General features: G+C 64.5%; 9 protein-coding genes. 2 read left to right on the forward strand and 7 right to left on the reverse strand.

Features of this window, described 5'->3' with window-relative positions; all coding sequences use genetic code 11:
- Window positions 1–6 precede the first annotated feature (6 nt).
- From AB4061_RS17690 to AB4061_RS17705, 4 genes are all read right to left on the reverse strand, one after another.
- On the reverse strand, window positions 7–921 hold the full coding sequence (locus tag AB4061_RS17690) for a glutaminase (RefSeq protein WP_043354671.1): 915 nt from the start codon (window positions 919–921) through the stop codon (window positions 7–9).
- Window positions 922–1,121: 200 nt separating this feature from the next.
- Window positions 1,122–2,279 (reverse strand): MFS transporter, encoded by a 1,158-nt coding sequence (locus tag AB4061_RS17695; protein WP_441635968.1) that lies wholly within the window; start codon window positions 2,277–2,279, stop codon window positions 1,122–1,124.
- 280 nt (window positions 2,280–2,559) lie between these two features.
- Window positions 2,560–3,252 carry an LrgB family protein gene (locus AB4061_RS17700; RefSeq protein ID WP_441635970.1) on the reverse strand — a complete coding sequence of 231 codons (693 nt, stop codon included), beginning with the start codon at window positions 3,250–3,252 and terminating at the stop codon, window positions 2,560–2,562.
- Window positions 3,245–3,742, reverse strand: a complete 498-nt coding sequence (locus AB4061_RS17705) for a CidA/LrgA family protein (RefSeq protein WP_441635972.1) — start codon at window positions 3,740–3,742, stop codon at window positions 3,245–3,247. The genes AB4061_RS17700 and AB4061_RS17705 overlap by 8 nt, the downstream gene beginning before the upstream one ends.
- 156 nt (window positions 3,743–3,898) lie before the next feature.
- Here AB4061_RS17705 and AB4061_RS17710 point away from each other — a divergent pair, with 156 nt between their 5' ends.
- Together AB4061_RS17710 and AB4061_RS17715 are read left to right on the forward strand one after the other, a co-directional pair.
- Window positions 3,899–4,795, forward strand: coding sequence for a LysR substrate-binding domain-containing protein (locus tag AB4061_RS17710; protein ID WP_441635974.1), 897 nt, complete (start codon window positions 3,899–3,901; stop codon window positions 4,793–4,795).
- Between the two features lie 63 nt (window positions 4,796–4,858).
- Window positions 4,859–5,371 (forward strand): GrpB family protein, encoded by a 513-nt coding sequence (locus tag AB4061_RS17715; RefSeq protein ID WP_441635976.1) that lies wholly within the window; start codon window positions 4,859–4,861, stop codon window positions 5,369–5,371.
- A 1,076-nt stretch (window positions 5,372–6,447) separates the two neighbouring features.
- Here the strand turns inward: AB4061_RS17715 and AB4061_RS17720 are convergent.
- The 3 genes from AB4061_RS17720 to AB4061_RS17730 all read right to left on the reverse strand — a co-directional run bounded on the left by AB4061_RS17720 (window position 6,448) and on the right by AB4061_RS17730 (window position 12,783).
- The gene (locus AB4061_RS17720) at window positions 6,448–10,260 is read right to left on the reverse strand and encodes a M48 family metalloprotease (RefSeq protein ID WP_441635978.1); all 3,813 of its coding nucleotides are present in this window, start codon (window positions 10,258–10,260) and stop codon (window positions 6,448–6,450) included.
- A gap of 166 nt (window positions 10,261–10,426) precedes the next feature.
- A complete protein-coding gene (locus AB4061_RS17725; RefSeq protein ID WP_441635980.1) occupies window positions 10,427–12,199 on the reverse strand; it encodes a ShlB/FhaC/HecB family hemolysin secretion/activation protein in 1,773 nt (590 codons plus the stop codon).
- Window positions 12,200–12,270: 71 nt separating this feature from the next.
- Window positions 12,271–12,783 carry a hypothetical protein gene (locus tag AB4061_RS17730; protein ID WP_441635982.1) on the reverse strand — a complete coding sequence of 171 codons (513 nt, stop codon included), beginning with the start codon at window positions 12,781–12,783 and terminating at the stop codon, window positions 12,271–12,273.
- Window positions 12,784–12,805: the final 22 nt, after the last annotated feature.

Consider the following 12,805-nt stretch of genomic DNA (forward strand, 5'->3'; position numbering starts at 1 on the left):
CGCTACTCAGAAAATCGAATGCCCGCTCAACGTGGTCAGCCACTCCAGCGCCTGCACCCCGGCCAGCGAATTGCCGCTGTGGTCCAGCCCCGGTGACCAGACGCACACGGCCCACCTGCCGGGCAGCACCGCCACAATGCCGCCGCCCACGCCGCTCTTGGCCGGCAAACCCACCCGATAGACAAAATCCCCCGCAGCGTCATAAGTGCCGCAGGTCAGCATCAGCGCCGACAGGCGCTTGGTGGGGCTGGCGTCCAGCACGCGCTCGCCGCTCCACGGCACCACCCCGCCATGCGCCAGGAACAGCGCCGCGCGCGCCAGATCCTCACAGCTCATGGTGATGGCGCATTGGCGGCAATAGGCGTCGATGACCTTGTCCACCGGCATCTCAAGGCGGCCAAAGTCCTTCATGAAATACGCCATGGCGCGATTGCGGTCCGCATGCTCGCGCTCGGACTGCGCCACGCGCGGGTCGTAGTCGATCGCCGGGTTGCCGCTGAGCCGGCGCAGGAACTGCACCATCGCGGTCTCCGCCTGGACAAAACGGCTGCACAGCACGTCGGTCACCACCAGCGCGCCAGCGTTGATAAATGGATTGCGCGGCTTGCCTTGCTCGTACTCCAGTTGCACCAGCGAGTTGAAGGCGTTGCCGGAAGGCTCGCGCCCGACCCGCTGCCACAGGTCCTCGCCCAGCAACTGGAACGCCAGCGTGCAGGCAAACAGCTTGGAGATGCTCTGGATGGAGAACGGCACCGCGGCGTCGCCCACGCAATGGCTGCGGCCATCGGCAAACACCAGCGCCATGCCGAAATGCGTGGCCGGTACCTTGCCCAGTTCGGGGATGTAGTCCGCTACGCGCCCTTGGGTGAGCAAGGGCGCGATGTCACGGTGGATGCGTTGGAGGATGTGTGCGTAGTCCATGCCGGGCCCGAAGAAACGTTGCTGGCAACATCCTACAGCCCGACGGGCCCCGCAGGAACTCCGCGCGCCATGGCGCGGCTTGTATTGAGAGGCCGTTTCAAAATGAAGCGACGCGGTTCTGGCTAGGCGCGCGGCCGCAGACAGTACAAGTGGATCGGCCAAGGCCGCGCAACGACGCCAGCATCTTTTGGAAACGGCCGCTAAGCCGCCACCGGCCCACCCCGATCCAGTGACGCCGACACCCCCACCGCCAGCAGCGCCAGCCCGGCCACCGCCGCACCCAGCCACGGCAACTGGGTCAGCGGCAGGCCGGCGCTGATCATCAATCCGCCCAGCCAGGCGCCGGTGGCGTTGCCCAGGTTGAACGCGCCCTGGTTCAGCGTGGACGCCAGGTTGGGCGCGCCCTTGGCCTTGTCCAGCACGCGCACCTGCGTGGCCGGCACCACGGCAAAGCTCACCATGCCCCACACAAACAGGGTGAACAGCGTCGGCACCGGGAAATGGCTGGTCCACGAGAACACCAGCTGCACCACCGCCACCGCGGCCAGCAAGCTGGCAAGCGCGGGCATCAGCTTCCAGTCGGCCAGCTTGCCGCCGGCCAGGCCGCCCACCGTGATGCCAGCCCCGAACAGCAGCAGCACCATGCTCTCCTGCTGCGCGGTAAAACCCGTGACGTCACGCAGGATGTAAGCGATGTAGGTGAACACGGTGAACATGCTGACCGATGCCAGCGTGCTGATCAGCAGCGCCAGCTGCACCTGCGCCGCGCCGATGGAGCGGAACTCGCGCAGGATGCTGCCGGCCTGCATCGGGATGGCCTTGGGCAGCCAGGCCACCAATGCAACCGCCGCGGCCACGCCAATCACGGTGACAGCCCAAAACGTGGAGCGCCAGCCCAGCACATGCCCAAAGGCGGTGCCAAACGGCACGCCCAGCACGTTGGCCACCGTCAGCCCGGTAAACATCAATGCCACCGCCTGCGCGCGCTTCTCACGCGGGACCAGCTCCGCGGCCACCACCGCGCCAATGCCGAAGAACGCCGCGTGGCAAAACGCCGTCACCACGCGCGCGGCCATCAGCAACGCATAGTTGGGCGCGAGCGCGCACAGCGCATTGCCGAGGATGAACAAGCCCATCAGCCCCACCAGCGCGGTCTTGCGCGGCCACTTGTTGGTCAGGATGGCCAGGATGGGCGCGCCCACGGCCACGCCGATGGCATAGCCCGAGACCAGCATGCCGGCAGCCGGCGCGGAAACGCCAAGATCGGCGGCAACGTCGGGCAACAGCCCCATGATGACGAATTCGGTGGTGCCAATGCCAAAGGCCGCGGCAGCCAGCGCGAGAAGCGGTAATCGCATGATGTTGTGATTGAAAAACGAGAGAGAGATCGGTGAAGCTTGCGCGTGCGGTGCGCACGCCGTGGCGGGAAGAACGGCTAGCCACGTGCGGATGAATGACGCATGCCAGCGACCGGCACGATCGCGCAAGTGCCGCATTTTGCGCCAATTTCGCGCGGCGCGTTGCGGGCGCGCAAAAGACCCTGCGCCCGGAGCGGTCGCAAGGCCATGGGCTACGCAGTACTACTCAGCGCCTGCGCCCAATCGCGCGCAGCCATTGCGCAGTACTACGCAAGCCCGCTCAAAAAAACACGCTGCGGATCAGCGGCGCGGCCAGCACGCTGACCAGCCCCGCGATCATCATCACCAGCGACGCCACCACGCCCTGCACTTCCCCCAGCTGCCTCGCCTTGGCCGTGCCGGCACCATGCGCAGCGGCGCCGAAGATAGCACCTTGCGCCAGCCGGCTGCGCACCGAGGGCAAGCAGGCCAGCACGGTCTCGCCAATCGCCATGCCCGTCAGCCCGGTGATGACGACAAAGATCGCGGCAAGATCCGGCGGCCCGCCTAGCGCACGCACCGCATCCACGGCAAACGGCGTGGTCACCGAGCGCACCGCCAGCCCCTTCTGCAACATCACCGGCAAGCCAAAGCCGCGCGCCAGCCAGACCGAGCTCAGCACCGACGTCGCCACCGCAGCCAGCACGCCAACCGAAATCGACAACCAGTGCTGGCGCACCAGCGCACGGTGATCGTAGATCGGCAGCGCAAAGGCGATGGTGGCCGGGCCAAGCAGCCACATCAGCCAGCGCGTGTCGGCGATATAGTCGCGATACGGCACATGCGCCGCCAGCACCAGCGCGATCAGCACCACCGGCGTGGCCAGCAGCGGCATCAGCCACAGCCGCGCGCGGCGCGCATAGAGGCGCTTGTTGAAGTAATAGAGCGCAACGGTAGCCACCAGGCTCAGCGCCGCCAGCACGGAATCATGCATGGTGCTGCTGCCGGTTGTGCGTGGCACGGCCCGCGCGGCGCGCCAGCCTGAGTTCGAGGCGGACCACCTGCTCCACCACCAGCGCCGTCACCACCATCACCGTGAGCGTGCTCAAGGCAATCACCGCGCAGATCCGCCAGCCCTGATGCCGGACCAGCTCGGGATACTGCACCACGGCCAGCACCGCCGGGATGAAGAACAGCAACATCTCGCCCAGCAGCCAGTCCGCCCCGCGACGCACCCAGCCACCGCGCACCGCGCCGCTAAACAGCAGCGCGGCCAGCGCCAGGAGCCCAAGCAAGCCAGCCGGCAATGGCAACCCCAGCCGCCCGCGCAGCCAGTCCGCCAGCAGCCACAGGGCCGACAGCGCCACCACTTGGGCCAGCGCGATGGCGCCAGTGCGCAGGCGAGCACCGGGCGGCTGCGGCAAGGTCGCGGAGGTGGGGGACGTAACGGATGCGGGGGAAGCGGCAGGAACAGCGCGTTGCATGGAGAGCATTCAAGCTATGGCGCCACAGGGAACGTGGCAGTGACGCTAGTGTACGAAGCGCACTTCGATATATAAAATGAATATAAATTATTGATTCGATGCCATATTGGAATGGCAAGCCGTGATCCCCCACGCACGCCACATCCGAGGAGCCCCATGGATATCCGCGCCTTGCGCTATTTCGTGGAAGTCGTCCGCCAGAACGGCTTCACCCGCGCCGCCGAAACCCTGCATGTGACCCAGCCGACCATCAGCAAGATGGTCAAGAGCCTGGAAGACGAACTCGGCGGCCCGCTGCTGCTGCGCGAAGGCCGCACGGTACAGCTCACCGACGCCGGCGAGGTCGTCTTCGCCCGCAGCCAGGCCGTGCTGGCCGAAGTGGCACGCCTGCGCCAGGAAGTCGCCGAGGTAGCCGGCATGGCGCGCGGCGAGCTCAAGGTAGGCATCCCGCCCATGGCCGGCCGCTACCTCGCCCCGGTGATCGGCGCCTATCGCCGCCAGTACCCCGGCGTAAAGCTGCGGCTAAGCGAGCAAGGCGGCCGCGCGCTGGAAGAAGGCGTGGCCACAGGCCAGCTCGACCTCGGCGTCACGGTACCGCCCGCCGCCGTGGCAGGCCTGGCCAGCCTCACCGTGACCCGCCAGGCACTGGTCGCGGTATTTCCCGCCGAGCGCGCACCACGCCGCGCCGGCAAAGTCCGGCTAGCCGACCTCGCCACCCTGCCCTTCGTCATGTACGAAGACGACTTCGTGCTGTATCGCGTGATCCTGGACGCCTGCGAAGCCACAGGCTTTGCGCCGCAGATTGCCGGGCAGAGCCGGCATTGGGACTTTATCGGCGAACTGGTCGCGGCCGATGTGGGCGTGGCGATCCTGCCTGCGCCAATTGCCGGGCAACTGGATCCCGAGCGGGTAGCGATCCGGCCACTGGTTGCACCCGAGCTGGTGTGGGAACTGGGGCTGGTCTGGCGGGAGGGGTATTTGTCGCGGGCGGCACGCGCCTGGCTGGTTTGTTGTGAGGAGGCGTTTGGGGCGGGGCGGAAGAATGCTATATGAGCTGTTGAGTTGGGACTAGCATCTCTTGGCCGATAGCGCACAAAGGAAACAAAGGGAAACACAATGAAGCTCACCAGCAAAATCTCCCGCTATGACAGCAGATGGCCCGCTCTTTTCGTCACCGAGAAAGAACGCATAGCCAAGGGCCTTGGCGCCGAACTTGTCGGTATTTATCACGTCGGAAGCACCGCTGTTCCAGGACTCGCGGCCAAGCCAGAGATCGACATCTTGGTTGAGGTCTCAGAACATCGTAACGAGCCAGCCCGAGACCGCTTCATGAGCGCACTGGGTTACGTTCGGGGAAGCGATCTTTCAACCGGGCACCATTTCTATCGTCGCGATGTTGACGGGGTACGAACGCACAAGGTGCATGTATGTGTCAGCGGCCACTGGCAGATTGAAAGAATGCTCCGATTTCGCGATCTTCTCAGGAACGATCCCGTTATTCGRCAGCAGTATCAGGATCTGAAATTTGAGCTCGAAGCAAGCAACCGCGGCGGCATCGCTGAGTACCTTGCGAAGAAGGCCCCCTTTATTGACGCCTTGATGGGATCGCGTCCGAGTTCAGCAAAGTGATAATGACGCAGGTGCCATTCTGCCGATTCGGACTTCGACCGCTCATGCGTCGGCTGATCGAACCCACGGCAGCAATTTGTCGATGCCTGCAAGCGGATGCTCCCGTAGACAGCAACTAGAGCGGGAACGGGAACTAGACCCGGGTTGCCGCGAATGGCCGAAACAGCCAACGGCGGTCTATGAGACCTTCGTCGCAGCCCGTAAATGGCCTGTGGACATCAGAAATTCAACGGCTCTACCAAACGGACGCTCCATGTCCGGCGGCTCGACCAACACAGTCAATGTTGGCATGGAAATTTGGTCGAGCAGCGAATCGCAAAGCCCGGCGTAAGCTGTCCACAGCCTGTGCATTCCCTCAGCGCCTTTCAGGTTCCTTCGACGCGAGTACAGGGTTGTTTCTAGGTACGCGGAGACCCGGGTTGTCCATACTCCCCCTCGGTGGAGAGCGGTACTGTGGGAATGGCCGGTCGCGTCGACACTGCGCAGGTAGATGGCGACCGGTGAAAGGGATTGGACGATGCTTTCAAATTCCGCAATGTAGCCACGAATTCCACCCTGCTCTTGTTCCATCATGAAGCGGACAGTGCTCTGAAAGAGGCTGCCTTCAAGAATACATAGGCCGTTCGTGGAACGATACCGCTCTGCGAAACGCTGCCAACCCTGCAGGCAACGCGCGGAATAGCCAGGCAGTCGCCTTGACGTCGTAAGCCCCGCAGGATGCACCGGGTGCTCCTGATCTTCCTCCCGATACCACCTGGCTTCGCACCCGATCGAGCCCGCAAATCCGCAGAGCCGCTCCGCAAGTGTGCTCTTGCCAATTCCTGGCAGCYCGTCAATCAGTACCAGTTTCAAAATTCAGCCCCTGCTTCCAATGCAGTCTCCATGTTTTGCCGACTAGATACCGCATCGACCGAACGTCGGCTTCCGGCCGGGATCGCCGCGTGCAGACGGACAGCGGTAGCTGCATTCTGCCTTTGCCAACCGCGCCTACGCCCCCCTTGCCTGTTCAGGCAATTCAGAGCTTGCGAAAAAAAGCAGACAAGATTCGGCACGAAAGAGTCCCCGTTTCGCCTTTGTCACGGCTGTCCCATGTACGGCCGTTCCGCGGCGAAGAGCACACGCTGCACAAATGTACGCCAATCGGCCGGCGCGCGATCGCCAAGCAGGTGAATCCCAGCCATTAGCGCCTGGGCGCGCGGTTGCAGCGGTAGGCCATCGAGCACGCGCTCGGCAGCCACAGGATCGCCACGGCGGACAAGCGCGAAGAAACGCTCCATCTGCGCGACAACGCCCGGTTTGTCGTACTGCGCGACGATCGAATCCAGCACCCGCCTGACCGCTGGAATCCCCGTGTCGGCCCCCGTGGCTACGGCCAGCCATACCGTCTGCCCGTCAATGCCATCGTCGGCGGACAACGTCCGCGCGCGGGCACGCAGCTCCGGCGACGCGCCGCGCGAGGCGGCAGCCAGGCGCAGCACATGGCCATACACCGGTGTACCGTCCGCAGCGGCCACGGCTTCGTCGAGCCGACCGTTCGCCAGCAATGCGATCGGTCGCATCGGGCCCTCCACAGTCAGGGGGCCGGGCTCAAACGCCAGCAGGTCCCGTAGCATCGGCGAGGCTCCCGACGCCGCTTCCTGCCTGGACCTGGCGGCCGCCGGGTCGAGAAGGCGAGTCAACCGCAGCGCCTCGCCCGCCATCATCTGGCGCAGCGCTGGATTTTTCGACATGGCTAGGTCAAAGCGCTCAAGCGCTTCGCGGTAACGCCCATGTTCGCTTGCCTGCCATCCCACGGCGTTGGCATACCACGCGGAATCAGGCCAGCGGCGAGCCCCGGTCTCGAAGGCGGCCTCCTTCTCCGGCCCATCGGGCATGCATCGGGTCGCCAGGTACGCCAGCGCCGGCTGTATTGGCGTGGCCTCAGCCAGCGCGCGATAGCGTGCGCAGAGCGCGGCACGCGGCGCGCCCTTAGCCAGATCCTGCTCGGTGCGCATCGCAATGACGTCGACCGGGAAACGCACGCGCCGCTCGGCGAACGCCTGCTCGAAGCCAGGCTCCTCACTCGCCAGCGCCAGCCAGTTGGCCAGGTAGGAAGAATCCGGCGCATCGAAGCGGACATGCGCCAGGATCATCGCTGTCGCACCAGCTTTGTCCTCTAGTTGACTGGCAAGAACATCGGGCGGCGTATCGTCGGCCGCGTCCACGACCGTGCGCACCCCGCCGCCCCTGGCGTTGATCCTCTCCGGCGGCCGGGCAAAGACAACGTCAGCCGACGCAGCCTGCCAGCGCTGAGGGCTCAGCAAGCGCGGAGCGTCCGCGTTGGCGCTGCCGTAGGTCGCCGTCCATTCCCGCAAGGGCGCGGCGCTCGCGACCGTATAAACCATGTGGGTAGCCTTCCGGCGAACCGCGGCGCTGAACGACTCGATCGGCTCGCCGTCAAGCGTCTGTGTCACCACCTGCACGTCGAGGCCGCCGTGAACCTCAACTTCGGCATGGGAACCCGGTTTCAGTTCGACGCGCTGATCATTCACGGTGGCGACGACCGATTGTGCCAGGCCGTTATAGACAATAACGCTGACTTTCCCCATGGACCAACCGATGGCAAGCACGGTCCCGATGATGCCGACGGCGACACAGGAACGGGCCAATCCCGGAAGGAATCCGGTTGCGGACTGGAAGCGCTCCCAGAGGTCGGGCTTGTTCGCCCGCAAGGCACGCTCGTTCCCCAACGCCAATGTGTCGTAGGCGGGCGGCGGCGCCGGAACCGATAGCGGTGGCACGGCCAATGGCTCCCCCGCCGCGGCCGCGGCAATCATGGTTTCCGTGCGTAGAAGTTCGTCCAGTGCCGCGCCACCCAGCGCCGACAGACATGCGGCTGCATGGTTGACCCAACCGCCCACGACGCGCAGCCAGTCGTTAATGTTCTCCCGGACCGGTACGCCGAGACCCAACTCACCCAGCATCGCCGCCCAGCTCTCACCGTTCAGGTCCGCGAGCACCTGCTCCCCGGGCCGCAAGTCCGGTGCTTCACGAAAGATCTGATGCAGCGCGCGCTGCACGTCTTCGGCGGCGGCAAGCACAATCTTGACGCCGCGCTCATTGATCGAGCCCGCCGCCGTTGCGCGCTGCCATGCCAGCGCCAGCGCGGCCTGCGCATCCCGCAGATTCGCTTCAGCATGGTTTGCATAATGGAGGACATGCACCAGGCCTCGCAGATACGCATGCCATTCCGGTGAGCGTTGTTTTGCGACGGTCAGATGGAAGCTGCGCACCCGCTTCAGCGTCGATTCCAGGCGGGTGCGGACAGTCCTACATTCTTCGTCGACCGCCGCAATTGCAGCAGGCAAGTCATTGCGTCTCAGAACGCCACCACGATGACGAATGACACCGTCCGCCGCGACATAGACCCCATCGCGCAGCGAGCGCAGCAAGGCGAGTTCTCGCTCCAGCGAGCGCCACTCTTCGAGATCACTGCCGATGGACGCGGGATAGAGTGCTTCCAGCGTCAATGGCTCCGCAAACGACGTTGACTCATACAGATCATTGGCGCGCGTCGTATGGCGCGTCGCTGAGAAGGCGAGGTAGATGCCGCGGTAGCATGGCTTCAGCCGTTCGCGCGCAAACTGCTCGTCGAGCCGCTGCACGGTGACATCGGACTCGGCAGGCGGGCAATCCGTATCGCCAACCAGTTGCCGGGTAATGCTTTCGCGCAGTGCGGAAGCATCGTCGAAGACGAGCCACGCGCTGCGTTCATCCTCGGGCGCGCACAAGTACGTACGTTTGGCGTTCTCTTCGCGCTCATGGTTCATGGGATGGGTCGCCCACATCTGGGGCGGTTGCGCCATTTCGCCCTTGAAGACGCGAAATGCCGCCGCCTGCGCGGCAGGTACCTGCGGCCGCTGGCCATAGTCGGGGTCGTTGTAGATCCGACCAAGCCGGGCGGCAATGGCATGTTGCACATCAAATGCATCACGCGGGGGGCGCTGCGCCCCAGTCTCGCCACGCAGGAAAAGCAGGGTCCGGTCCCACGCGTCGTCGGCAATCTGCAGCCGATGCAGCGCATGCACCAGCGCGTCACTGCCGGTCAGCGACACGGCGACCCGGTCGGCCTGCATTTCCATTTCGCGGGACAGGGCTCGCTGCACGATGATCACCAGCCGGAACGCGCTATCCACCACCGCGCGAAGTGCCCAGATGATGAGGCTGAGCACCCAGCCGATCCAGGCCACCCGGTAGTCGATACGTGAGAGGTGGCCCAGGAAGCGATCCAGGGCATCACGCTTGCTGACGATATGCGCCGCAATCTGCTGGGCGGAATATACCCATCGTCCGAGGGCCATGGAACGCTGCGCGAAATGTCCAAATTCGTGAGCGCAAACGGCCTTGAACTCGCTTAGGTTGAGCATATTGACCAAGCCCAGGCCGATCTCAAGGTTCTTGCGCGAGGGGAAGATCAGGTTGAGCGGCGAAAGGTCGTAGAACACCGAAGCGTTGACCCGCCCGCTCACGTAGATCTTGTGCGGACGCGGCGCCCCGGCCTCGTCCGCAACCCGGTCCAGAAAGGCAAACAGGCGGGGCTGCTCCGCCCGCTTGAGTTCAATACCGCCCGCGTACTCTCCCTTCTTGATGAAGAAGAGCGCCTTGACCAGAAAAACCGCTAGAAACAGACTGCATGCGCAGACAATTAACTCAAGCGGACTTGAGCGCGTGCCCATCGCGAGCAGGCGGGTGACTCCCGTCATCGCAAACCAGGCTGTCAGCGCAAGATACAGCGCGAGGAACGTCAGCAGCCCGGCGACCGCAAACCAAGCCCTACGTCTGTAGGATGCGCCGGGACGCGTGAAGCCGGCCGGCACTGCTGTTGGACCCACTGGATAGATCGTTTCCACTCTGGATTCTTCTTGTCTGTTGTTACGAGGTAAGGACGGTGTTCAAGACAACGGCCGCTACGGGGGCTTGAACTGCGCCGCAGCTCTCACGCCGCCCTCAATAGGCGCGAGGTGGCATCGAACGGGCGGTGATTGTCGGAGGGAGAAGAAGTCGCCCGCGTCATTTTTAGTACTGATAAACAAGCTGCAACCCCGCCGTCACCCCCGCCGTATGAAACGCCGCCGGCTTATAAACCGGCATACCCAAAAACAAGTCATACGACACCGCCCCCAGCTTCGACCCCAGCCCGCCTCTCAGCCCAATCACCGCACCCGCCAGCTGCGTACCCACCAGCCCCTCGGTCGACGGCCCAAACACACGTCCATAGTCCAGCCCCGCATACAGCGCCTGCCCGCTCCCGCCCAGCTGCGCCTGTAGCTCATTGCGCCAGTAGAAACCGCGCTCCCCCGCCAGCAGGCTCTCGCCATCAAAGCCGCGCACCGTGTACCGGCTGCCGATGGTCAGCGCGTCGATATAGAACAGCCGGTCATTGGTGAACTGCCCGCGCACGGTAGTGACATAGCGCAGCGATTGCTCCGCCAGCTTGAACGGCACCGACAGGTTCGCATCCAGCACGGCCATGCGGTAACGCCAGGTGGGGCCACCCAGCTGGGCCAGCGTATCGGGCTGCGCGCCAAGGCCGGCCACGCCCTGGCGGTAGGCCAGGCTGCCGTCGAACTGGGCCGCGCCGAAGTAGTGGCGATCGGTGATGCCCACCTCCACCACCGTGTTGTTGCGCCGCTGCTGCTCGATCTCCGTATCCTCGATAAAGCTCTTGCCAAAGCGCTTGGACAGCCGGAACTGCAGGCCGAGCACATCGTTCTGGCTGCGGCTAAGCACCCGCTGCAGCTTGAAATCCACCGTCTGCGAATTGCCGCTGGAGACAAAGGTCTGGTTGACGCCGGCAATCTGCTGGTAATAGGTGCTGGAATACGCCGACACCGTGCCCGTCCAGTAACCCCACGGTACCGAATAGAAACCGTTCCAGCCATGCGTGCCGTGGCGCCGGTCGCCAAAGGCCAGATCCTGGCTGTAGCCCACGTTGAACAGGTCGTTCAGGCCCAGCGGGTTGTCAATGCCCACGCTCAGGTTGCCCTGCAGCTTGCCGGTGGAGCGCGTGCCCGAATTGTCCATCGACGCCACCACCGTCCACGGCTTGGTCCGCTTGACCGCGATCACCACGTCGCTCTGGCCCGGCACGCTGGTGGGCACAACCTGCATGTCCACATCCTGGCTGGTCACGCGCTTCATCTGCTCCAGGCCTTGCTCCAGGTCCCTCAGGTTCAGCAGATCGCCCGGGCGCGCGGGAAACGCGCTCTTCCACGTGCCCCGGAGATCCGGCTCGGCAAAGCGCAATTGCCCGATCACGCCGGGGATCAACGCCATGCGCAGCGTGCCGGTGCTCAGGTCCTGCTCGGGCAGCAACACGCGCGTGGTCACATAGCCCTGGCCAAGGATGACGTGCGACACGCCCTTGGTCAGCATGTCCACGCCCTGCTTGCCGATGCAAGCCCCCTGGTAATGATCCAGCCACGCACGGGCAAAGGCAAACGGATCCTGCGGCAAGGCAGACGCGCCGCGCGCATGCAGCGCGGGCGGCAGTTCCGCCGGTACCTCAAGCACAAAGCGCTCGATGCGAAAGCACGGCTGCTCAACCGGCAACGCGGGAAACCCCTCCGCCGACGGCTGCGCTGCCCGCACGCCCGGCGCCTGGACCGCCTGGGCGCGTTCGCGGGCTTCCTGCTGCTGGCGCACGCGCTGTTCCTGTTCGGCGCCGGAGAGGATGGCGGCCTGACCCGGATTGGCGGGAGGGACCTGGGCACGCAATGACGTACTGGTGTAACCCGCACCACCTGCCACCGAGAGCATGGCGGCAATCATTCTTCTTCTGATCTGCATGAAAGCTTGTATTTGCGTGACCCAGCGTCACGGCATGTTTGGCACCCGCGCGCGGCTAACCGCTCACGCCATTAATCGAAGCCGATGCAGGTAAAACCCCGCTGGCGCGGCTCGACCCGCTTGATCTGCACAGGCTTGACATCCGTCTCGTCCGTCTCATCGAACACCGCGATATGGCAGTAAGGCTTATTCGCGCTCACCGCCTGCTTCCAGATGGAAACCTTCGCCGACTCCTCATCCGGCCCCGGCCTGCCATGCGCGACGTACTTGTGACCCGCCTCCGGCTTGAACCGGACCATATCGCGGCAGCGATGAATGCCCGATGCACCGTCAATCGCAATCACCAGGGGACGCGCGGCACGCACGCGGATGCTCGGCGCTGCGGACCGCGTGTTCAGGATGGCATCACCCTGGTAGCAGCCCTTCTGGTTCACTTGCGGAATGGTCATGCTGAAGCCGCCGGTTCCGTAAAGCTCGGCAGACGGATCGTCGGGGCCGAGTGGCGGCGCGAGCGTGGAAACCGATGTGCAGCCGACCATCAGGGCTGGCAGTGCGAGCATGGCGAGACGAGAGAATTGACCCATATGGTGACTTCTTTATTTCTTT

The organism is Cupriavidus sp. YAF13, assembly GCF_052113425.1.
Taxonomy (GTDB): domain Bacteria; phylum Pseudomonadota; class Gammaproteobacteria; order Burkholderiales; family Burkholderiaceae; genus Cupriavidus.

Excerpts from the sequence above, each read along its gene's own strand:
- AB4061_RS17690 (WP_043354671.1), bottom strand. The coding sequence starts at position 921 with ATGGACTACGCACACATCCTCCAACGCATCCACCGTGACATCGCGCCC.
- AB4061_RS17695 (WP_441635968.1), bottom strand. The coding sequence starts at position 2,279 with ATGCGATTACCGCTTCTCGCGCTGGCTGCCGCGGCCTTTGGCATTGGC.
- AB4061_RS17700 (WP_441635970.1), bottom strand. The coding sequence starts at position 3,252 with ATGCATGATTCCGTGCTGGCGGCGCTGAGCCTGGTGGCTACCGTTGCG.
- AB4061_RS17705 (WP_441635972.1), bottom strand. The coding sequence starts at position 3,742 with ATGCAACGCGCTGTTCCTGCCGCTTCCCCCGCATCCGTTACGTCCCCC.
- AB4061_RS17710 (WP_441635974.1), top strand. The coding sequence starts at position 3,899 with ATGGATATCCGCGCCTTGCGCTATTTCGTGGAAGTCGTCCGCCAGAAC.
- AB4061_RS17725 (WP_441635980.1), bottom strand. The coding sequence starts at position 12,199 with ATGCAGATCAGAAGAAGAATGATTGCCGCCATGCTCTCGGTGGCAGGT.
- AB4061_RS17730 (WP_441635982.1), bottom strand. The coding sequence starts at position 12,783 with ATGGGTCAATTCTCTCGTCTCGCCATGCTCGCACTGCCAGCCCTGATG.